Genomic DNA, 23,088 nt, shown 5'->3' with positions numbered 1-23,088 from the left:
TAAACCGGGTGCGTTCGCAACGCACCCGGATTACGCTCATCAACTGCCTACTCAATCACCAGGCCATCAAGATGAAAATCATTAATAACGCATTGTAACGTGTTCTTCGCCCAAAGTATTTTTTAAAAGTCCTATCAATTCATCGCTGGGAGTAACATGCCACTTCTGCGCCAGACTTAAGTAAGCCCGTGCAAATTCATTAGTATATAAAAACTGCACCACACAATTGCCCTGATGAGCCTGCAAAATAGATTGCAGCGTTGTCAAAACAGATTGACTTGACTGGCTTAACTTTAATTCCAAACATCGGGAAAATCGAGTGCGTGCGGACGAAATACTGTGAAGTTGACTAGCCGTCATTTTCACGCCCCCATTATAATCATCATGAGCAACTTCACCTTCTATTACCAACATGCTTCCTGAAGCCAATGGCTCACTATACAGATCAAATACTTCGCCAAAAACAACAACATCCATACGTGCAGTAGAATCATCCATACCAATAATCACTAATTTTTTGCCCCGTTTGGTAATGATTTTTCGAATTGCAGTAACCTGAGCGCAAATGTTTGCTTTCTTATGCATGGATGGATTGAGTTGACTGATGGGAATAATAAAATCGCCAAACTCTCGTCTGTACTGATCTGCAGGGTGACCAGTAAGATAAAAACCTAATACCTCTCGTTCCCCTTCTAGCCTGTGCGCCTCAGACCAAGGTTTGCAAGGCAAATAATCTTGTTCATCGGCTTTGTCTTCTAAAAGAGAAAACAAATCAAATTGGCCGCTTGATTGATTTTGGTGTTCTTTTTCAGCCACTTTTAATGCTTTTTCCAAAGAGGCAGTTAAAACCGCCCGCTCAACGTGCCAATCATCAAATGCACCGCTTTTAATTAACGCTTCCAAAACACGACGGTTGACTTTACGCAAATCCAGTCTTTGACAAAAACTGAATAAATCAGAATAAGGGCCATTTAAACTCCGCTCCTGAACAATGCAATCAATAGCAGACTCTCCCACTCCTTTAATCGCACCAAGACCATAAATAATGGTTGCATCATCTTTCACTGTAAAAGGATACATGGATTGATTGATCGATGGCGGCAAAACCTTGAGCTTCATGTGTGCGCATTCATCAATAAAAGTAACTACTTTATCCGTATTATCCATATCAGAAGACATAACCGCAGCCATAAACGCAGCAGGATAATGGGCTTTAAGCCATGCTGTTTGATAGGCAACCAAGGCGTAAGCGGCTGAATGCGATTTATTAAATCCGTACCCTGCGAATTTTTCCATCAAGTCAAAGATATGAGTCGCTACCTCTTCTGCGACACCTCGTTCTGTCGCTCCCTTGGTAAATATTTCACGTTGTTTTGCCATTTCTTCGGGTTTTTTCTTACCCATGGCACGACGTAACATATCAGCGGCACCCAGAGTGTAGTTAGCCAGAACCTGAGCAATCTGCATTACCTGCTCCTGATACAGGATAACGCCGTAAGTTGGTTTCAAAATGGGTTCCAAGTCAGGATGAGGGTAATCAACGGCGGCTCTTCCGTGTTTTCTGTCTATAAAATCATCCACCATTCCCGACTGCAACGGCCCCGGACGAAACAAGGCCACCAAAGCGATGATTTCTTCAAAACAATCAGGTTGTAATCTGTTGATAAGCTCCTTCATACCCCGTGATTCAAGCTGAAAGACGGCGGTTGTCTTACATGCCTTGAGCAAATCAAATGAACTGGTGTCATCGATTGGAATGTGACTAATGTCTATGGGAGCCAACCCTGACTCTTCACGCTGTTTGTTAACCGTCGCCAAAGCCCAATCAATAATAGTTAGGGTTCGCAAGCCCAAAAAGTCAAATTTAACCAGTCCTGCGGCTTCTACATCATCCTTGTCAAATTGACTGACGATTTGTGTCGAACCTTCTTCACAATAAATGGCGGTAAAATCAGTCAGCTGCGATGGAGCAATAACAACTCCTCCGGCATGCTTGCCCGCATTACGGGTAATTCCTTCCAGTTTTAACGCAAGATCAATTAACTCTTTAACTTCCTCTTCTTCATCATAGCGACGACGAAGTTCCGGCTCCTGTTCCATTGCCTTGCTTAAAGTAATGCCTATTTCAAAGGGAATTAATTTAGCCAATTTATCCACGAAACCATAAGGATGACCAAATACTCGCCCCACATCCCTAACCACAGCCTTTGCCGCCATAGTTCCAAAGGTAATAATTTGCGACACACTTTGTCTGCCGTATTTTTCAGCAACATACTCAATGACCCTGTCACGACCCTCCATACAAAAGTCAATATCAAAGTCAGGCATAGACACCCGCTCAGGGTTCAAAAAACGCTCAAAAAGCAGTTCAAATTCTAAAGGATCCAGATCAGTGATTTTCAAGGCGTAAGCAACAAGGGATCCAGCACCCGATCCACGGCCTGGCCCTACAGGAACACCGTTTTGTTTTGCCCACTGAATAAAATCCGCAACGATTAGGAAGTACCCCGCAAATCCCATGGTATTAATGACTTTCAACTCAATTTGCAAACGAGCATCGTATTCACTGCGTGAGGCATTTAACTCCTCTTCGGATTTATTGCGAAACAGGTGCCTTAATCGCTCCTCAAGCCCTTGCTCGGAAATCAGCGATAAATACTCTTCAACGGTTGAACCCTCTGGCACAGGAAAGTTAGGTAAATAATTATTACCCAGATTAAGGGTGACATTACATCGTTTACTGATTTCTACAGTGTTGGCTACTGCGCTTGGTAAATCCGCAAACAACGCCTCCATCTCTTCTGCTGAACGCAAATATTGCTGGGCACTGTACTGTTGGACTCGGCGAGGATCGGCCAAAGTATATCCTTCATGAATACACACCCTGGCTTCGTGGGCATCGAAGTCATCAGCGTCAAGAAATCGAACATCATTAGTAGCCACAATAGGTAATTGCAATTGTTCCGCCAGAGCAATTACTTTTTCGTTATATAAATCTTCATCAGCCCTGCCGGTGCGTTGAATCTCCAGATAGAATCGATTAGGAAAGAGACGCATCCAGTGTTTTGCCCTTGCAGTGGCAAGCGAGTCATCATCGGCCAAAAGTGCCTGCCCAATATCACCAGCTCTGCCCCCGGATAAAGCAATCAAGCCTTCAGAATATTGTTCAATCCATGCAAACTGCACACGGGGTTGCCCCTGATACTGTCCCTCCTGATAGGCTTTGGATACCAGGCAGGTTAGGTTTTTATAGCCTTGTGCATCAAGACAGAGTAAAACGAGAGAAGAGACGACATCGGGTAACTCAGGATTATGACAAGGCAGATCGCTGCCAATAATGGGTTTAATTCCTGCATCGACTGCGTTTTTATAATGCTTTACAGCCGCAAATAAATTGCAATAATCAGTCACTGCCACCGCACACATTCCCCGTGAAGGTAAGGTCTTCATGAGTGGCTTCACTCGAACCAGGCCATCAACCAAAGAAAACTCTGTGTGTACACGCAAATGAACAAAACGTTGTTGCATAAGAGGATAAACTCATTAAAACTAATTAGGCAACTTTACCCCAAATAGCAAGATGGGATCCACTAGGTTTTTCGATTTTTCTTTTTGCCGCATCATTTTATTAAACCCCTTTTTAAACACAGCACCCCGGATTCACGATTGGTGCGGGTCAAAAGCATCTCTAACGGCATCAGCAAACAGATTAATGGCCAGAACCAGAATAAACATAAAAAGAAAAGCTGCAAAAATTGGCCACCAAACCACCGGGTCACGAGCCAATTCCAATCGAGCACCATTAATCATATTTCCCCAGCTGATGGTCATGGGAGAAACACCCACACCGACATAAGACAATACCGCTTCAGCCATGACCAAAAAACTAAAATCAAGCACTAAGGTGATTATGATGATGTGCATGACATTGGGCAGCAAATGTTTATGAATAATGGTAAACCAGCTGCTTCCCAGGGCACGTGCCGCAATGACATAATCCACTTCACGTAATTTCAAGGCTTCAGCACGTAACAAACGGCACAAACTCGTCCAGCTGGTGACTCCCAAAATGAGGCATAATGCCAATAAACGTGCGTCTGCACTTTTTGCCAAAGTAGAGAATTGTTCTGGATGACTGGCTATGTAGGTTTGCAAGGATAATACAGAAGCCGTAATTAACAAAACACCAGGAATAGAGCTTAAAGTGGTATAAACGTATTGAATGATGTCATCGACCAATCCACCAAAATACCCGGCAACTATCCCCAAAAACAAAGCCAAAGGCAGCATAAACAAAGTAGTCAGTAAGCCAATAATCAAACCGGTTCTGATGCTTTTAACACTAAAATAAAAGATGTCCTGCCCAATCTGACCTGTGCCAAAAACATGAAAATACCGCGACAACCAATAACTCGATAAAACAGCAAAAGAAAGCAAGGCTAAGGTTAATAGTACACTTAACCCTCTGTTGCTTAAACGAAACAATGGCCTGGATTGAGTCCAGAGCTTCACCAGAACAACAACTCCCCAGACTGCAAATGTGATCCCAATACTAAACAACAAGGCTCGAAGTATTTCTCCTTTAATAATAATAAATTTATCAGCTTCATTCTTAATGGATTTTGGTGGATACTTTAAACGAGGATAAATTTGTTTTGTTATGCCATCTATCAGTTCGGTTTCTGTTACAAATAACGTTAAAGCAAGCGGAGCAGAATAGGTTTTTTCATAAGAGGTTCCCAGGGGTGCTAATATTTTATCCAATAAAGACTCAGCAACATCAGAACCAGCGGCGGTGGTTCTGAAATGAATGGAGTCTAATACACCCACTGTCAAAAATAACATTAATACAATGGCCGCACTCAACGCCATCGGTCTGTGCAGGATTATAGCAAAAGATAATCTGATGTGTTGCTTTCGCAAGCCTGCTAAAGTAACCAATCCCCCCAAAATTAAAAGGGTAAGAAAACACACATCAGTCCATAGAAATTCAAAGCTCATGATTCAACGCTCATCTGCAATTTAAAGTCCGTTAAAGTAAATGATTTCATGACAATCGCACCCTGGGGTCAACCAACATATAAGAAAAATCGGTCATTACCAATCCAATGATATAGAGAATTGAGCCGAGAAAAACCATAGCCCGCACTATGGCAAAATCTTGTTGCTGGATTGCGTCTATGATGTAACTTCCCAAACCAGGCACCCCAAAAAATGATTCAAGTACCAAACTGCCCATAAACAATGAAGGGATAATTACCACTACTCCGGTCAAAATGGGTAAAAGAGTATTTTTCAAAACATGTTTGAATAAAATGTGTTGCTCAGACAATCCCTTGGCTTTAGCAGTTTTAACGTAATCTTTGTGAATTTCTTCCAGGAATAAAGTTCTATACCATCGTGAACCCGATCCCAATTGACTTAACACAGCAACAACGACAGGAAGAATAATAAATTTAAGCGCTTCAAATCCGCCATCATAACCAGAAATAGGAAACAAACGCAGAATTTTTCCGAACAAATACTGCCCTCCTATGATGTAAAAAAGACTGGATATGGACATTAAAATGATACAAATCACCACCCCGGTCAAATCAAGATAAGATGTACGAAAAAAAGCCATACCCATAGCGAAAATAATATTAATCAAAATACCAAAAATTAAAATAGGCAGAGCAATAGCCAGGCTTGGCCACATTCTGTAGGTAATGTCATGGCTGATGTCCCTTCCAGAGTCCGATACCCCGAAATTAAACGTAAACAACATCAAGGATTTTTGATAAAACAAAGTCTCTTTAAGCGCATTAATTCCCTGTTTATTCTGGTTGATGAATAAAGGTAAATCATAGCCATGAGCCTTTTTCCAGTCATCAACAATGCGTTGATCAACATGTTTGTTGCCTAAATGCATGCGGGCAATGTCATCAGGCGTATTGATCATGAAAAAAAGAATAAAGGTAAGCAGGTTGATTCCAAATAAAATAGGAATGGCATACACCATTCTTCGAAATAAATAATGCAGCATTATATATTCGCCCTCTTTGCTGGTTGTTTTTCTTTTTTATGGTACGCAATAATTAATGGAAGAGTTAAGGCTGCCAGTAAAAGCAAGATAAGAATTAAAGGCCAAAATATCGGTTGATTCCATACCTCACGCAAGTGATTTCGTTCTTTAGTGTTGATGGATACATATTTCAAAGTGCCCAAAGCAATTGCATTGGGTTTGACATTAGAAACCCAACTTTGAGATAAAATAAAATCTTCTGGATGCATACCCCATATCCATGGAGCGTCATACTGAACCAGCTTTATCATCTTATCTATATACTTTTGCCGGAGTTCATCATTACTCCGATTTTTCATCAAATTAAACAAACGATCAAACTCAGGATTCGCATAATTAGCTGCATTTTCACCACCAAAACGCACTTTTCCATTTTTACCGTACAGTAAAAAGAAAAAATTTTCAGGATCTGGGTAATCCGCATTCCAACCCCAGCTGAATATTTGCGCATTCCCCATACGCATTTTTTCCTGAAAACGGTTATACAAAGTGGCTCTGATATCCAAATGAATACCGATACTGGCGAATTGTTTACGCATCCAATCCAGCATGGACTTATCCTCAGGCCCCCCCTTGGTGGTTACATCATAATGCAAAATTAAAGCTTTCCCGGTTTTAGGGTCAATACCACCCGGATATCCTGCTTGCCGCATGAGCCGTTTGGCTTCAGCCAGAGAGCGCCGTTTTTGCGTATTATTCGTCCATTGATACACATAAGGATTGATGCCCTCTTTTCCTTCCCTGTATCCAAAAATACCTGGCGGTATGGGGCCTTGTGCGGGAATACCTCGACCATTAAAAAAGATGGCAATATTTTCATCATAATTCACGGCAATAGAGATAGCCCGTCTTAATTTCCGCGCTCTTTCGCTTCGTCCACCTACTACACTATCGAGCATATTGAACCCCATATAATAGATATAAGGTTCCAAAGTTTGAGTTAAGTGCAATTTTTTATCGATCATTTCTTGACTTAAAATTGCCTCTCCAAAACGATTGATATGAATTGCTTGATCGAAACTGTCAGCGCTAACTCCGGATATGTCGTAGTAACCCTGGATGAATTTATTCCAACGAGGGATAGATTCTTTTTCAAGGGTATAAACTGCCTTGGTAATTAGAGGAAGTCTCTTGCCTATATTAGTTGTGTATCCATCACGTCTGTCTTTTTCTGTAGCATCAACCGGAAAATAAACCTCGCGATAATTAGGATTTTTTTCCAGTACCATTTGTCGGTTAGGATTATTTTTACTCAACATAAAAGGTCCTGTACCAACAGGATACCAACCAAAAGATAAATTTCTATCATCCATGTCTTCTTGTGAGTAAAACAGATCGGCTTCACAGGGAACAGGAGAAAAAAACGGCATAGCCAACCAAAATAAAAACTGCGGATACTGCCCTTTTAAGGTCAGCTCCATAGTGTAATCATCGATTTTTTTTACACCCTGCAGGGGATATTGTCGCAAATCAATAAAATGATTATTGGACAATGGTGCGTACGGAACCGTCTGCCCGAATTCTTTAAATCCTTCGATATACTGTTGCATCAATCCGTAAATGGGAGAATTCACCCCGGGATAAGCCATGCGTTTGATCTGGTAAATATAATCATCAATCACCAGTTCCCTTGTACCTGTGTACTTAAAATCAGAAAGCTGATTGATATCATGCTCATCAAGGTAATCTGCTGCTAAATGATGGTAGCGATATTCTCCTTTTTTTGTTTTGGCAAAAGCGGGATGCGGCTGATAATAAATTCCTTTCTTGATTTGAATGGTATAAACACTGTATGCGGCATTACTTTGTTCACTCGGCAAAAGCGGATTACGATGCACATCCAAAAAGGTAATTTGAGGCATCTGAGCAGCCGTTAAAGGAATCAACTTATAAGGTCTGGCAAAATAATCGTATTCCAACAAAGGCTCATAAATCTGCGCAATAAACAGGTATTCATTTGCAGAATAAGATTTTGCCGGATCAAGGGTTTTGGGCTGCTCAATAAACGAAGAATAATAAATATTCTCATCTGCCTCACTGTCTGGATATGGGTTATTAAGAACCCAGGAGCCCGCATGAACAAGCCCCAAAGTACACTGCAATAAAATTAACATCGCTGTTAAGATAAGATGCCGCACTTAATATCCCTGTGCTAAATTGAATAATTTATTCATAGAAGTATATCCCTATCTTCAAGTATTTAGCGAGTCTGTTTTTACCCTGCAGACAGCATTGCCCTGAATGCTTCTTCCTCCAGCACTTTAACACCCAGATCATTGGCCTTGACTAATTTGGATCCGGCTTCGCTTCCAGCAATAACATAATCTGTTTTAGTAGAAACGCTGCCGCTTACCTTGGCGCCCATCGAAAGCAACAAAGCCTTGGCCTCTTCCCTTCCCATTTCAGCCAAAGTTCCCGTCAAAACTACTGTTTTTCCAAAAAATGGATTCTCTTTATTCACTTCTTTCTTTTCGGTTTTAGGCCAGCACACACCAAGCGCTATTAAACGGTTAATGACCTCTATATTATGTGGTTGTGCAAAAAAGTGAACAATGTATGAAGCTCCTACAGGCCCTATGTCATGTAAAGACATTAATTCGTCAAGACTTGCAGATTGAAGTGCGCTAATATCCGAATAGTGCTCTGCTAAAACCCGTGCGCTGGATTCCCCTATTTCTCTGATTCCCAAGGCGTACAAAAATCGATTAAACGTGGTTTTTTTGCTTTGCTCCAACGCTAACAAAAGATTTTGAGCAGATTTTTTACCCATTCTAGGTAAATTTTCCAGGGTTGATAAATCCAACTCATACAGATCAGCAAGATGACGAACCAGCCCCTCATCAACCAATTGTTCAATAAGTACAGATCCCAAGCCCTCAATATACATGGCCTTACGAGACGCAAAATGCCACATCATCCTCTTTAATTGCGCCTTGCAAAACAAACCGCCTACACACCTGGCAATAGCTTCTCCCTCTTCACGAACCACATCCGAACCACACACCGGACAATGGGCGGGAAGAACTATAGCCTGAGTAAAATCAGGACGTTTGGCAGTCACAACTGCAACTACTTCTGGGATAACGTCACCTGCTCGTCTGATGATCACCGTATCACCAATACGAATATCCTTTCTGGAGATCTCATCCATGTTATGCAAGGTTGCATTGCTTACGGTCACTCCCCCAACATTGACCGGAGTAAGGCGAGCTACTGGAGTTAAGGCACCAGTTCGTCCAACCTGAAAATCAACAGCCAGCAACTGGGTCATTTCTTCAGAAGCAGGGAATTTGTGCGCACAGGCAAAGCGAGGAGCTCGTGATACAAACCCTAATTGCTGCTGCAAGGAATTACTGTCTATTTTGTAAACTACGCCATCAATTTCAAAAGGTAATTGCTGTCTTTTTTGCAGCATGTGGTGATAATAATCAAGGCAGCCTGTTATTCCCACTTCTTTTTTAGACTCAGAAGATACTCTAAAACCAAAGTCCTTGAGTAATTGCAACTGCTCCCAATGACTGTCAGGCAACTGATACCCTTCGCATGCACCAATGCCATAACAGTATATGGCCAGGGGACGACTTGCCGTTACTGCCGGATTTAATTGCCTTAAACTGCCCGCTGCGGCATTGCGAGGATTTACAAAGGTTTTTTCACCAGCCTCCCGAGCTTTAGCGTTGTATTGCTCAAAGCCCGCCTTGGGCATATACACTTCGCCACGAATTTCAATCAGGCCAGGTGGATTATCTGTTCTTAATTTCAAAGGAACCGAGCTGATTGTTTTAATGTTTGCGGTAATATTTTCTCCAGTAGCCCCATCCCCCCGTGTTGCCGCATGCGTTAATAACCCATGCTCATAGGTTATGTTCACAGCAAGACCATCAAGCTTGGGTTCACAGGTAAAGATAAGTTGTTGATTGGGTTCGTCCAGCTTGTCAGTTGCCCTCTTGATAAAAGCCTGCAGCTCCTCATCTGAAAACACATTGGCAAGAGATAACATAGGTTGTTTATGGGCAACAGGCATAAACGCATCAGCAGGGGTTCCGCTAACTCGTTGAGTGGGTGAATCTGCAGTCAAAAACTCAGGATATTGGGTTTCCAGTTCCTGCAGCGCTTTGAAGGTTCTGTCGTATTCTGCATCAGGCACCAACGGTTCATCGAGCACGTAGTAATGATGATCATAGGTTACAATTAAATTTTTAAGCTCTTGAATATGCTCTTTAATTTCATCATGACTCATTGAAAAGATTCCCGATTTAAAAAAAATCAGTTTACCACTTTTATTCCTGGTTTCGAATAACCAAAACTAAACTCTGATCCTATAGTTTTCTGCTTGAACCCCTAAGGAGAATTATGATATAGATACGTTTCTGATTTAGATAAGGTATTAAAGAAATGGACTTTCTACGCAAACTAATCGCCCTCTTTTTCGTGTTATTTTCACCATTTACCCAGGCGCTCCCAGACAATAAACCCAACCCGGGCGTGGCATTGGTTCATGGAACCCGTGATCACAGAGTAGATGCCTATGGCGGATATTGGAAAATTGATTTTATAGACAGTATGTCTAAAGCTTTGACCAAACCAGAAAATTTATTTGTCGTGCATTGCGACTTTAGTCAGTACATGTGGCACGAAGATGCAGCAAACTGTGTAGCAGATCAGCTGATTAATTTTATTAAAGAAAAAAAAATAAGCTCCATGACTGTTTATACCCATTCGGATGGAGCCAATATCATCCGCTGGATACTCTCCAATCCTACCTATGACCGTCGTTATCTGGCGCTAAAGCCCAAAATCAAGCAAGTTATCGCCATAGCACCGTCCAGTTTGGGAACTCCTTTAGCCGATGAGGTATTGGGTGGCGGTGTTCTTGAAACAAGCCTTGCCTGGCTTTTGGGCTATCTCTCCGATGCAGTAAAGCAGCAACGTGTTGGCGATATGCTCATTTACAACGACGAACTATTGCTCGGTGGTAAAGGCCGCCCCTCACTGTCTACGCCCTTCAAAGTCATTGTTGGTACCGACGTTCAGGCATCCCCATTCTCATCGTCAAGTTACTGTAATGGGTATTTGCTTAACAGTGGATTAAAGATTACGAAACTTTATCTGGATAACTGTGCCGATGGATTTTTAAATTGCACATCGCAATTGGCTGCAGGCGAACTGTTGTTCTACGACAAAGATAAAACAGAAAACCGCATGCCGCTCAGTCATAACCAAAGCCGTCACTCCTGTTTTGGCTTTGATAATATTCTGATAAGTACCTTATCTACAGAAGGAGCGGTACAATGAAAAAAACGCAACTGATACTCTGTTCTGTCTTGTGTTTTACCCAGGCGCAGGCGCTAACCTTACCTAGACAGCCCGTAAAATCATACGATTGTGATGTATGCAGCCAATTATCTCATGAGAATTTACAAGATAAATGGAGCATAACCAGCGAACCGTTTAATTTGCATGTTAACAACAGCCAAAAAAGTTACGGTTACAAACAACGCATAAGCCTCAAACAGCTGCGTACCGGAGTGGCGATCACAACAACTGCGCCCGGAGCTGTAATACGCATTACTCCCATGCAAAAAAACAGACAAATTCCACAACTCGTCATAAAGACCCCAAAAAATCAATTATTAAAAGCACAAAATGCCTCAGCATTATTCAGCCAGGATGAACCCTTTGGCGATACAAGCTTATCCAGTGCACACCAAACCATGATGCAGTTAAAACCGGAATTAGGCGCTGGAACATTTATTATTAAAAGTGAAAAAAACCTACCAAACGACTCCGATACTTATTTAGTTAATGTCTTTGATAAATTTTCTGCCACTTATCTCGAAGTACAAACTGACTCCATTCATTATCAATATGGCGACAAACTGACTGCAAAAATCACACTGGCCGACGATTGTACTGAATACGATATTTATGACATAGACGCTCAACTGATTGGTCCGGGTGGAAAATACATTCCACTGGATTTAACAAAAGTTAAGAAAAACCAATTTGAAGCAGTCGCAGTTCTGGACTCCGAGACTAATGATCATGGGGAAAACTGGTATCTTGAAGCAAACATTCTCTCTGAATACGGACCCAGCCTGATTCGGCGCAGCGGGCATACTGCTTTTTCCTATGCAGTACCCTCAGCCAGTATGCTAAATGTTAAAAAGTTAGCAACAAAACCCTTAACCTTTGTTGCTACATTAGATGTAGCGACTGCAAGTCGTTACGCCTTACAAAGTGTTCTCTACAAAAAAAGTGCTACAGGCGAGCCCATACCCATTGAAACCTCGCAAAGTGCACAATGGCTTGAACCCGGAAAACAGATTATTCAGTTTACCTTTGACAATTCCCATCAGTTATCAGACGATACACTCTATTTAGGTTATTTACGCTTGATAGATTACGGGCAATTGAAAACGGTTTATCAGTACAATCAGCCCATCAAGCTCACCCAACTTGTGGATTAGTGCATGACGTTTTTTTCTTCTTTAAGCCTGATGGAGGGCATAGCCTGTGCTTTTGCCCTCCAATTGTTTCTTACCCTCTGGTGTATCAGAAAGCAAAAACAACAAAAAATCCTTAGCGAATGCATTCATGAAAAAATTCAGCATGCCCTGACCTCTCAGTTGCATCAGCTGCATCTTGATTTAAGCCAATCCCAGCAAAACAGTCAAAATAGTGTTAATGAAAAAATAGCTCGAGGTCAGCTGATTACCCAACAAATTATCAGCGATACGGTCCAAAAACAAATGACGGACGTCAGAGAGCAAATGAATCATAGTTTTCGACAACACGCCAGTTCGCTAACCTCTCATTTACAGCTTCTCACAGAAGAGATACGAACGCATCTAAACAGCCTGACCCAACAAGTCAATCATAAATTAACCGAAGGGTTCGAAAAAACTTCATCAACATTTATTGATGTAGTCAAAAGACTTACCATTATCGATGAAGCCCAAAAAAAAATTACCGAACTGTCCAATCATGTGGTGAGTTTGCAAGATGTTTTGGTGGATAAAAAAGCTCGCGGCGCCTTTGGTGAAGTACAGCTTGCTACCCTAATCAGCAATATGATCCCGGCATCTCATTACCAGATGCAATACACTTTGAGCAATCAAAAGCGTGCTGATTGTATTTTATTCTTACCTGAACCAACTGGAAATGTAGTCATTGATGCGAAATTTCCTCTTGAAACCTATCAAAAGCTAATCAACACAGATGCCATGTCGGTAGAAAGAAAATCCATCCAACAGCAATTTCGGCAGGACATCCAAAAGCACATCAAGGATATAGCGGAAAAATACATCATTCCCAATGAAACAACTGATGGCGCCATGATGTTTATCCCTGCAGAATCTATTTTTGCCGAAATTCACGCCAATTACCCTGATCTCATTTCCCTATCGCAACGCCTGAAAGTATGGCTGGTATCCCCCAGCACACTGATGGCTGTATTGACCACAGCTAAAGCAGTACTCAAAGACGATGCAACCCGAAAACAGGTTCACATCATTCAAAAACATTTACATGCCCTCGCAGACGATTTCCAAAGATTTGAGAAACGCATGGATAAATTATCCAAACACATCGATCTGGCTCATCAGGATGTTAATGAGGTGAATACTTCAGCTCGAAAAATTACTTCACGTTTCCAAAAAATTGAAGCTGTTGATATAGAACTGGATGAACCTGAATTAGCTCAAGTTGACTTAATCGAAACAGAATAACCCAAAGTCATAACGCCCCGCTTTTAAGTAACGTTTTGCAAGGAAGAGTAAATAGGGTTACTTGCGCAAAATGAATAAACAGAAAGCGACATCCCGCTAAGTTTGAAGCGATGACTTGATTTGTCAGCTCCTTGCCAGATAAAGCACCGATTAGTTGCATTCTAAATGCCACTGACAGTTCATCAGTCCTGAAACCCACCTCCAGGGTAAACGCATCTAAACGTATTATCTAAGACCCAGATGCCTACGTTCTGCGCTTTATGCGCAGAATTCAGAACTTTGCCTGCACTAAGATCGCATGGATCCTGCGCATAAAGCGCAGGACGTAGGCAAAATGGTAGAGATTTATGTTCATAATTTAGATGCGTTTGCCCTGAACGTACCTCTTTTGGAGATGCACAATACACAAGATACAGGTATAATGCCTCACCTAAAGGTTTTGACTGCATCACCATTTCATGAATACTGAAACACTGATTTACCATCCAACGCAAAACAAACACATTTGGGGGCAACTTTACGGCAGCAGCCTGGCTCTTGCCTTGGCTGAATATTGTCAGGAAACGCCTGGAATCAAGCTACTGATTGCTCAGGACAATCTCAGTGCAAGTCAGCTGCAAGACGAACTGCAATTTTTTCTTAATCCGCAAAAACAACAACAAGAACTGTTATTTTTTCCTGATTGGGAAACGCTACCCTATGATCAGTTTTCACCGCATCAGGACATAATTTCTGAACGGCTCTACACTCTAAGCCGTATGCAGCAGGTGAAAGACGCTGTAGTCATTACCTCCGCCAGCACCTTAATGCACCGACTATGCCCGCCTGAATTCTTACATCAGTATGCTTTAATGCTGAAAGAGGGGCAAAAACTCGATCTCAATACCTTCAGACACCAATTGCAACAGGCAGGCTATCACTGCGTTAATAAAGTACTGGAGCATGGCGAATATGCTCTACGAGGTTCGATTATAGATGTTTATCCAATGGGGAGTGGCCTTCCTTTTCGAATCGAATTATTCGATGATGAAATAGACAGCTTAAGGCGTTTCGACACAGAAACCCAACGCACCATAGAAAAAATAAAGGAAATTAACGTACTACCCGCTCGTGAATTTCCTTTAAACGAGCAAAGCCAGACGCTGTTTAGAAGAACCTTTAGAGAGCTGTTTCCGGGTAATCCCAGTCAATGCCCCATTTATGAATCCATTTCCAATGGCCAATTTCCTGCCGGAATAGAATATTATCTTCCCTTGTTTTTTGAAAAAACCGTTACTTTTTTTGATTACCTTCCCACTGATTCCAAAGTATGTTTAATTGAAGACATTCAGGACAATGCCGAACAATTTTGGCACGAATTAACCGAACGCTACGAACAAAGACGTTATGACATCAGCCGCCCAATACTAACTCCCTATGCCTGCTTCATCACTCCCACAGAACTATTAACCCATGCCAATACATACGAGCAATTGCGTGTATTCCATAAACCCTCTTCAAAAAAAGGCGCTGTGGTTAATTTTGATATTGGTAAAGCACCTCAATTACCTATAGACAGAAAAAATCAGGAGCCTTTAGAACAATTAAGTCGCTATTGCACAAAAACTGCATTTAGATATTTAATCGTTGTTGAAAGTGCCGGACGACGTGAAGTCATACTTGATTTACTCAAAGTCAGTGGCATCGTTCCCAAAGTAGTCCACTCATGGGTTGACTTTATTCAGGATGATGCACCAATCAGCATTACAACAGGACCACTGATTTACGGTTGCGAATTAAATAACCGCAATATTATCCTAATCGTAGAATCGCAATTATTTGGTGAACAAAGCACTCCACAACGCAGAGCAACACAAAAATCAGTAGATCCTGATTTGATTATTCGTGATATGGCGGAGTTAAGATTAGGTGCTCCAGTAGTTCACCTCCAATTTGGCGTGGGAAGGTACCAAGGACTGCAATATATCAGCACTAATGGTATCTCCAGCGAATTTCTGGTGCTTGCCTACGCAGGTGACGATAAAATTTATGTGCCTGTCACTTCGCTGCATTTGATAAGTCGCTACACGGGAGTAGACAGTGAACATGCTCCCCTACATAAATTGGGCACTGATCAATGGCAAAAAGAAAAGAAAAAAGCGGCTGAAAAAATTCACGATGTTGCTATTGAATTACTGGATCTCTATGCCAAAAGAGAAGCCCAACCCGGACACCAGCATGAGTTTGATCACAGTGAATACGTCAAGTTTGCCAGTGCGTTTCCCTTCACTGAAACGGCAGATCAACTGCAAGCCATAGAGCAAATCGTTAAAGACATGCAATCCCCAAGACCCATGGACCGATTAATTTGCGGGGATGTGGGCTTTGGAAAAACTGAAGTAGCCATGCGAGCGGCTTTTGTGGCCGTGCAAAACGGCAAACAGGTCTGCGTCCTTGTGCCTACTACCTTACTGGCAGGTCAACATTTTGAATCCTTTCGCGATCGTTTTGCAGATTTTCCCATTACTATTGAGCTGCTATCTCGATTTCGCAGCACCAAAGAATCAGAATCAGTACTGCAATCGCTATCATCAGGCAAAGTTGACATTGTGATAGGGACTCATAAATTATTACAAAGCAGCATTAACTTTAAAAATCTGGGCTTGTTGATTATTGATGAGGAACATCGCTTTGGCGTCAAACAAAAAGAACACATGAAGTCATTACGTACTCATGTAGACATCCTGTCCATGACCGCAACACCTATACCCAGAACCCTCAATATGGCCATGGCAGGCATACGAGACATTTCCTTGATAGCAACGCCGCCTGCAAAACGCCTGGCGATTAAAACATTCTGGCAAGAAAAGAAAGACATAGTCGTCAGAGAAGCTGTTCTTCGGGAAATTCTCAGGGGCGGACAAGTATTTTTCCTGCATAATAACGTGCAAACCATAAACAGAATATGCCAGGATCTGCAAACCCTGGTACCCGAAGCAAAAATTCGCAGTGCGCATGGACAGATGCGCGAACGAGAACTGGAACGGGTGATGTCTGACTTTTACCATCATCGTTTTAATGTGTTAGTCTGCACAACTATCATAGAAACCGGTATAGACATACCCACAGCCAATACAATTATTATTGATAGAGCCGATAAATTCGGTTTAGCCCAACTGCACCAGCTCCGTGGCCGTGTTGGACGTTCTCATCATCAAGCCTATGCATACTTGTTAACGCCAGACGAGAAAACATTAACAACTGATGCAGTAAAACGTCTTGAGGCCATAGTGTCTCTTGAAGATTTAGGAGCAGGATTTACCCTGGCAACTCACGATTTGGAAATCAGAGGCGCTGGAGAATTACTGGGAGAAGATCAAAGCGGTAACATGCACGCCATAGGCTTTAATTTATTTATGGAAATGCTCGATAGAGCAGTACATGATTTAAAAGCAGGTAAAATTCCTGAACTATCAGCGCCCATGCATCAGGGGCCAGAAATTGATTTACGCATCAGTGCAGTCATACCTGAAGACTACATAGCAGACATCCATAATCGTTTGATCATGTACAAACGTATATCCAATGCCAAAAACAAACAACAGATCCATGACCTGCAAATAGAACTTATAGACCGATTTGGTTTATTACCCCAACCAGTGAAACATTTGCTGCTCATCACGGAACTTAAATTAAAGGCAACAGAATTAGGCATACATAAAATCAGTGCCAGCGGAGCGCAAGGAAAAATCGATTTTAGCGAAAAACCAGCTATTGATCCCGGTGCATTAATTCATCTGATTCAAGTTCACGCCCAACGCTACAAGATGGAAGGCCCACAACGATTACGCTTTACTCTGGATAGCACAGTACCCGAGGAGCGTATTTTTGAAATCGATTCATTATTAAATCAATTAACCGGCTCAACGAACTCAAAATAACATAGGGCTGCTTTCAGTCCGTCAACCGGAGTTCGTTGCATCTTTCTGACCAGACAACCAGTTAACTCAAGGTGAGTTATGCCTGCATTAAGACTCCCAGACTATCGCTTGATGATTGAGCAAAACATCCTCAATCAAACGCTCATATTTTTGCTCCACAACTCTGCGTTTTACTTTTAGCGTAGGCGTTAACATATCATTATTTGTACTCCAGGCATCTTTTAACACAATGATATGGCTGACTTTTTCAAATTTCATTAACTGTTCATTAACTCGATGCAAGCTGTGCTGTAATGATTGGTTAATTTTATCCCTGTTTTTGTTTAACCGAGCGGCATCAGTTAGAGTTATCAAAAGCACATTAGTGGGTAGGCCTCGTCCAACCAGACACAATTGGTCAATATCGTTGTTTGTGGTGAATCGTTTTTCTATAGGAGAAGGTGCCACAAATTCCCCGGTCTGATTTTTAAAATGTTCAGACAGCCTCCCCAATATCTTGACCCTTTGTTCTGCGTCAATTTCTGCAACGTCGCCTGTACGCAACCAGCCGTCAAAAAATGCATTCTTTGATGCCTGCTTGTCTTTATAATACCCCGACATAAGACAGGGGGAATGGATTAATAATTCAGAATCTTCACCTAATTTAATGGCAACATCCAATCTTGGAGTACCTACATAACCCTTTCTTTGTTGGTTAAGTAACGTTAAAGTCGCATAAGCCAGATTTTCTGTTTGACCGTATCCTTCCTGGATGTTTATTCCTATTTTTTCAAAAAATTCAATCATAGGAACAGGAAGATGTGAAGCGCCAGAAAATGCATTCAAACACTCGTTCAAGCCAAGGTTATGGATTATTTTCTTTTTAATCAATGAGGATATAAATGGTATTTTTAGTAACAGATTTAACTTGGCAGGCGGTAGTTTTTGCTCAATTTTTTGCTTAAATACGCCCCAGATACGAGGTACTGCTGTAAAAAATGTAGGCTGGATTTCTTTTAAATTTTCAGCAAATTTTTCCAGACTTTCAACGAAGGAAACGTCACAATCAATGGTAAGACTGGCCAGCTCGATTGCAGAGCGCTCATAAATATGAGCCAAAGGAAGATATGAGATTAGTTTGTAATAAGCTGCGTTTTGGACACGCAAAAGATCTTTTGGAAAAAGAGTAAGGTAATTGGCTATGGTTTTATTGGGATACATCGCTCCTTTTGGTGATCCAGAGGTTCCCGATGAATAAATAATGGTATACAAATCATCAGGCCCAGGCTCACTCAAATCAACCAAAGGCTCATACGCCATCACCTCAGCCCAGGTGTAATCGACCTTTAAATCAGAATGATAGTTAAAATTTACTGTTATATAACCTTCTGGAATGTACTGACGAACCTGTTGATGGCGATCCAGCTTGCCTATAAAAACCACTTTAACATCACCATGGTGCAAAACATAGCGGGCACTGTCTTCATTTTGATTGGCAAACAAGGGAACATTGACCATTCCGGCCAAATGAATGCCAAAATCAGTAATAAACCATTCAGCACAATTTTTAGAAATTATGGAAACATGGCTTCCTTTCTTTAATTTGAGCTGATGAAGAAATCGGGCTACCTTGCGTGCTTGCAGCATCACCTCTGCCCAAGTGTATTCGTGCCATACCCCATTTCGAGGTTGTCTTAAATACACTCTGTTGGCAGATTCCTGTTCCTTTTTTAAAAGCAACTGAAACAAGCTGTTAGCTTTTGTTTCATCATGCATGGATTATCCGTTTATTGGCCAGTTGTATATAATTTTAGACCAATAAACGTAAAAACAGAGACTTAAAAAATTAGCGGGTTCCACCAACCGTTAAAGCATCAATTTTAAGAGTTGGTTGTCCAACGCCTACAGGAACAGATTGTCCATCCTTACCGCACACCCCTATTCCTCTATCCAAAGCCAAATCATTACCTATCATACTGATTTTTTTCATCACATCAGGGCCATTCCCAATCAAAGTCGCACCTTTAACGGGTTGAGTTACTTTTCCGTGTTCGATTAGATAAGCTTCACTTGCTGAAAAAACAAATTGGCCCGAAGTAATATCCACTTGCCCACCACCAAAATTAACAGCATACAATCCGTATTCAACGGAACGAATGATTTCTTCAGGATCATGCTGTCCTGCCAACATGTAGGTATTCGTCATTCTGGGCATGGGAATATGGGCATAGGATTCTCGGCGACAGTTTCCTGTTGACTGCATCCCCATCAACTTGGCATTTAACTTGTCTTGCATGTAATTCACCAGAATGCCATTTTCAATCAAGGTAGTGCATTGCGATGGAGTTCCCTCATCGTCTATGGTTAATGAACCCCGTCTATTGGCCAAAGTACCGTCATCAACTACTGTAACCCCAGGCGCTGCAACCTGTTGTCCCAAGCGACCAGAAAAAGCGGAAAGCCCTTTGCGATTAAAATCTCCTTCCAAACCATGACCTACGGCCTCATGTAATAAAACTCCCGGCCATCCTGGGCCTAAGACCACAGGCATAGTCCCCGCTGGAGCTGGCTTTGCTTCCAGATTGATCAAGGCTTCACGAACAGCCTCCCTTGCATAAACCAAGGCATTATCACGTTCTGTGAAATATGAATAAGCAACCCTGCCGCCACCGCCGGTTCGTGCAGACTCACGTCTTCCTTGCTTGTCCTCAACAATAACACTCACATTAACACTGACTAAGGGTCGAACATCAGCAATCAATTGCCCATGCATTCCGGCCACCATAACTACTTCATAACAGCCACTTAAGGATGCATTCACTTGAATCACTCTGGGATCAATACTGCGAGCCTCTCTGTCAATTGCCTCCAAAAGGGCGATTTTTTCCTGTTTCGTCATGCCCTCTATAGGATTAAGAGACTCATAACGGCTGACCGGTGAACTCTTGACATGAATGGGTTGCACCACTTTGGAACCAGTTAGGGCAATGGAGCGAGCGGCATCTGCTGCTCGCAACATGGAAGATAACACGATATCATCACAATAAGAAAAACCTGTTTTATCACCACTAACAGCCCTTATACCTACGCCTTTATCCAAAGAATAACTTCCACTTTTCACTTCAGAATCTTCCAGATACCAGGATTCAAAACTGCAGCTTTGAAAATACAAATCAGCATCATCAATATGATGATTCATCATGGTTTTAAATAACTTTTCTATTCCTGATTCATCAAGAGCAGCGGGAGCCAGTAACAGTTTTTTTGCTATTGCAAGAGCGTGTGTCATTTCTTTACCTATTCGTTGATTATTCAGGATCATGCTAAAACATGATGTTCCATACAAGGAAATTGCTTTCTTAACTGATCCAACCGTTGCAAATCAATATCGGCAGTAATCATGCCAGAACCAACCTGCTTTTGCGCCAAAATTTTACCCCAGGGTTCTATAACCATACTATGACCATAAGTTGTTCTGCCATTTTCATGAACTCCACCCTGATTGGGAGCTACAACATAACACAGATTTTCTATGGCCCTTGCTCTGAGCAGAACTTCCCAATGAGCAAGACCGGTGACCTCGGTAAATGCCGAAGGAATAGTAAACAATTCGGCTCCTTTTGCTGCCAGTTGTTGATATAATTCAGGAAAACGCAAATCATAACAAACGGAAAGTCCAATTTTACCAACAGGTGTTTCAACAACGACTAGATTGTGGCCACGTTCCACAGTGAGCGATTCCTGATGAGCCTCATGCTCAGAAACACGTACATCAAACAAATGTATTTTATCATAACGTGCAACATGCTGCCCCTGATCGTCATAGACAATGCAGCTTGATCTGACTTTACTGGTCATTCCTTTAACAGGGATAGTACCAGCAACAACCCATAAACCATTTTTTTTCGCTAATTTGCTGATTTTATGCTGAATTGGCCCATCACCGTAGGTTTCGGCAAGGTCTAGTTTATCAGTCTCTTTAAGCCCCATAAATGCGAAATTTTCCGGTAAGACAACCAGCTCGGCACGCTCATTACGAGCCTGCAACATAAAATGCTCAACCTGCTGTAAATTCTCGTCAATCCTGGGTGAAGACACCATCTGTAACAAAGCAACCTTTTTCATGTTATTTCCATAAGTTTCACATAACCCGATAGTACTATACCTCAAGTATAGAGCACTACAGAATCGTCAATACATTGAGATTAAATAACTAAATTGACAGAACACCATTTTCAACTTAATAATAGCGTGTCAGTATTCGTCTAGTTAAAAGTCTGGAGTGCACTGCCCAAGTAAATTACTTGAAAACAGGAAACCAGACCATAGATATGCTATACTCAACATAAATAAACTGGAGTTCTCAATATGAACCGAAATGATGTCACTCTTCTAACTCAACGTAGCGAATCAGTGCTTGCAACCAACAAGGTACTGCGTAATACCTACCTTTTGCTGAGCTTGACCTTTGTATTCAGTGCCTTCACTGCATACATGTCTTTTGCCAGCGGTGCCGGCCCAATGAATCCACTGCTGATGATAGTCGGAGTCTATGGTCTCATGTTTTTAACCCAAGCATTAAGAAACAGCGTCTGGGGTCTGGTCAGCGTCTTTGCTTTTACCGGATTTTTGGGATACACCCTTGGCCCACTGTTAAACTACTACATTGCCGGTTTTTCTAACGGTCCCCAGATTATTGCAACAGCCTTAGGCGGTACTGGAATGATATTTTTTGCCCTTTCAGGCTATGCCTTGACAACCAGAAAAGATTTCAGCTTCCTTGGCGGATTCCTTTTCGTAGGCGTGATGGTTGCACTGCTGGCCATGATAGCAGGTATATTCATTCAAATCCCTGCCTTACAATTAGCAATTTCTGCAGCTTTTGTATTAATTTCCTCAGGTTTAATTCTTTTGCAAACCAGTGCAATTATTCACAGTGGTGAAACCAACTACATTTCTGCAACAGTTGGTTTATTTGTATCCATATATAACTTATTCGTCAGCCTGCTTAATTTGCTAAGCGCTTTCTCAGGTCGTGACTGACAACGTCTCCTCTACCTGGATCCCGGCTTTTGCCGGGATTTTTTTTACTTACTAAATCAAGTCGGTCTTGCATATCATTGACAAGTAAAACCCCTAAAGTAGCCTGTATTAGACGAAGTCGTAATACAGGTGGTCGATTCCCTATCTTCTCAAGTCGCAAAAAAACAGACGCACCAAATGAATCACCTCGACAACCCCCAGCCATGAAAAAACATTCCCAGATTAAACACCCTGTAATACGACTCCGTCTATTACAGGCTACATCAACGGATTTGTGACTCATTTAGCATATGTAGCCTGTATTAGACGAAGTCGTAATACAGGTGGTCGATGCCCTATCTCCTCAAGTCGC

Annotated in this window: 13 protein-coding genes; 5 read left to right on the top strand and 8 right to left on the bottom strand. The window is 41.8% G+C overall.

The annotated features are described in order from the left end of the window. Positions 1-81: 81 nt before the first annotated feature. From dnaE to ligA, 5 genes are all read right to left on the bottom strand, one after another. Positions 82-3,528: a DNA polymerase III subunit alpha gene (gene dnaE, locus Lwor_RS08915; protein ID WP_058493542.1), complete on the bottom strand. Its 3,447-nt coding sequence runs from the start codon at positions 3,526-3,528 to the stop codon at positions 82-84. Between the two features lie 132 nt (positions 3,529-3,660). Further along, entirely contained in the window at positions 3,661-5,001 is a 1,341-nt protein-coding gene (locus Lwor_RS08910; protein WP_058493541.1) for an ABC transporter permease, read from the bottom strand. 46 nt (positions 5,002-5,047) lie between these two features. Beyond that, a complete protein-coding gene (locus Lwor_RS08905; protein ID WP_058493540.1) occupies positions 5,048-6,025 on the bottom strand; it encodes an ABC transporter permease in 978 nt (325 codons plus the stop codon). After that, on the bottom strand, positions 6,025-8,178 hold the full coding sequence (locus Lwor_RS08900) for an ABC transporter substrate-binding protein (protein ID WP_058493539.1): 2,154 nt from the start codon (positions 8,176-8,178) through the stop codon (positions 6,025-6,027). The genes Lwor_RS08905 and Lwor_RS08900 overlap by 1 nt, the downstream gene beginning before the upstream one ends. Positions 8,179-8,279: 101 nt before the next feature. Then, the gene (gene ligA, locus Lwor_RS08895; protein ID WP_058493538.1) at positions 8,280-10,304 is read right to left on the bottom strand and encodes an NAD-dependent DNA ligase LigA; all 2,025 of its coding nucleotides are present in this window, start codon (positions 10,302-10,304) and stop codon (positions 8,280-8,282) included. Positions 10,305-10,459: 155 nt separating this feature from the next. Between ligA and Lwor_RS08890 the strand changes: the two genes are divergently transcribed. The 4 genes from Lwor_RS08890 (at position 10,460) to mfd (ending at position 17,714) form a co-directional block, all read left to right on the top strand. Further along, entirely contained in the window at positions 10,460-11,359 is a 900-nt protein-coding gene (locus Lwor_RS08890; protein WP_058493537.1) for a hypothetical protein, read from the top strand. Then, positions 11,356-12,534 carry a DUF4785 domain-containing protein gene (locus tag Lwor_RS08885; protein WP_058493536.1) on the top strand — a complete coding sequence of 393 codons (1,179 nt, stop codon included), beginning with the start codon at positions 11,356-11,358 and terminating at the stop codon, positions 12,532-12,534. The genes Lwor_RS08890 and Lwor_RS08885 overlap by 4 nt, the downstream gene beginning before the upstream one ends. 3 nt (positions 12,535-12,537) lie before the next feature. Further along, on the top strand, positions 12,538-13,794 hold the full coding sequence (locus Lwor_RS08880) for a DNA recombination protein RmuC (RefSeq protein ID WP_058493535.1): 1,257 nt from the start codon (positions 12,538-12,540) through the stop codon (positions 13,792-13,794). A gap of 458 nt (positions 13,795-14,252) precedes the next feature. After that, positions 14,253-17,714 (top strand): transcription-repair coupling factor, encoded by a 3,462-nt coding sequence (gene mfd / locus Lwor_RS08875; RefSeq protein WP_058493534.1) that lies wholly within the window; start codon positions 14,253-14,255, stop codon positions 17,712-17,714. An 87-nt stretch (positions 17,715-17,801) separates the two neighbouring features. Here the strand turns inward: mfd and Lwor_RS08870 are convergent, their stop codons facing one another. The 3 genes from Lwor_RS08870 to Lwor_RS08860 all read right to left on the bottom strand — a co-directional run bounded on the left by Lwor_RS08870 (position 17,802) and on the right by Lwor_RS08860 (position 21,818). After that, positions 17,802-19,469 carry an AMP-binding protein gene (locus Lwor_RS08870; protein WP_058493533.1) on the bottom strand — a complete coding sequence of 556 codons (1,668 nt, stop codon included), beginning with the start codon at positions 19,467-19,469 and terminating at the stop codon, positions 17,802-17,804. A gap of 70 nt (positions 19,470-19,539) precedes the next feature. Further along, on the bottom strand, positions 19,540-20,982 hold the full coding sequence (gene tldD / locus Lwor_RS08865) for a metalloprotease TldD (protein ID WP_058493668.1): 1,443 nt from the start codon (positions 20,980-20,982) through the stop codon (positions 19,540-19,542). Positions 20,983-21,011: 29 nt separating this feature from the next. Then, on the bottom strand, positions 21,012-21,818 hold the full coding sequence (locus Lwor_RS08860; protein ID WP_058493532.1) for a carbon-nitrogen hydrolase family protein: 807 nt from the start codon (positions 21,816-21,818) through the stop codon (positions 21,012-21,014). Between the two features lie 243 nt (positions 21,819-22,061). Here Lwor_RS08860 and Lwor_RS08855 point away from each other — a divergent pair, with 243 nt between their 5' ends. After that, positions 22,062-22,736 (top strand): Bax inhibitor-1/YccA family protein, encoded by a 675-nt coding sequence (locus Lwor_RS08855; RefSeq protein WP_058493531.1) that lies wholly within the window; start codon positions 22,062-22,064, stop codon positions 22,734-22,736. Positions 22,737-23,088 lie beyond the last annotated feature (352 nt).

This window comes from Legionella worsleiensis (assembly GCF_001467535.1).
GTDB classification, from domain to species: domain Bacteria; phylum Pseudomonadota; class Gammaproteobacteria; order Legionellales; family Legionellaceae; genus Legionella; species Legionella worsleiensis.
The sequence above is the reverse complement of the archived record's forward strand: the minus strand, read 5'-3'. Positions and strand labels throughout refer to the sequence as shown.

Bases quoted from the DNA above. Each gene is read 5' to 3' on its own strand.
- dnaE (WP_058493542.1), bottom strand. From the start codon at position 3,528: ATGCAACAACGTTTTGTTCATTTGCGTGTACACACAGAGTTTTCTTTG.
- Lwor_RS08910 (WP_058493541.1), bottom strand. From the start codon at position 5,001: ATGAGCTTTGAATTTCTATGGACTGATGTGTGTTTTCTTACCCTTTTA.
- Lwor_RS08905 (WP_058493540.1), bottom strand. From the start codon at position 6,025: ATGCTGCATTATTTATTTCGAAGAATGGTGTATGCCATTCCTATTTTA.
- Lwor_RS08900 (WP_058493539.1), bottom strand. From the start codon at position 8,178: ATGTTAATTTTATTGCAGTGTACTTTGGGGCTTGTTCATGCGGGCTCC.
- ligA (WP_058493538.1), bottom strand. From the start codon at position 10,304: ATGAGTCATGATGAAATTAAAGAGCATATTCAAGAGCTTAAAAATTTA.
- Lwor_RS08890 (WP_058493537.1), top strand. From the start codon at position 10,460: ATGGACTTTCTACGCAAACTAATCGCCCTCTTTTTCGTGTTATTTTCA.
- Lwor_RS08885 (WP_058493536.1), top strand. From the start codon at position 11,356: ATGAAAAAAACGCAACTGATACTCTGTTCTGTCTTGTGTTTTACCCAG.
- Lwor_RS08880 (WP_058493535.1), top strand. From the start codon at position 12,538: ATGACGTTTTTTTCTTCTTTAAGCCTGATGGAGGGCATAGCCTGTGCT.
- mfd (WP_058493534.1), top strand. From the start codon at position 14,253: ATGAATACTGAAACACTGATTTACCATCCAACGCAAAACAAACACATT.
- Lwor_RS08870 (WP_058493533.1), bottom strand. From the start codon at position 19,469: ATGCATGATGAAACAAAAGCTAACAGCTTGTTTCAGTTGCTTTTAAAA.
- tldD (WP_058493668.1), bottom strand. From the start codon at position 20,982: ATGACACACGCTCTTGCAATAGCAAAAAAACTGTTACTGGCTCCCGCT.
- Lwor_RS08860 (WP_058493532.1), bottom strand. From the start codon at position 21,818: ATGAAAAAGGTTGCTTTGTTACAGATGGTGTCTTCACCCAGGATTGAC.
- Lwor_RS08855 (WP_058493531.1), top strand. From the start codon at position 22,062: ATGAACCGAAATGATGTCACTCTTCTAACTCAACGTAGCGAATCAGTG.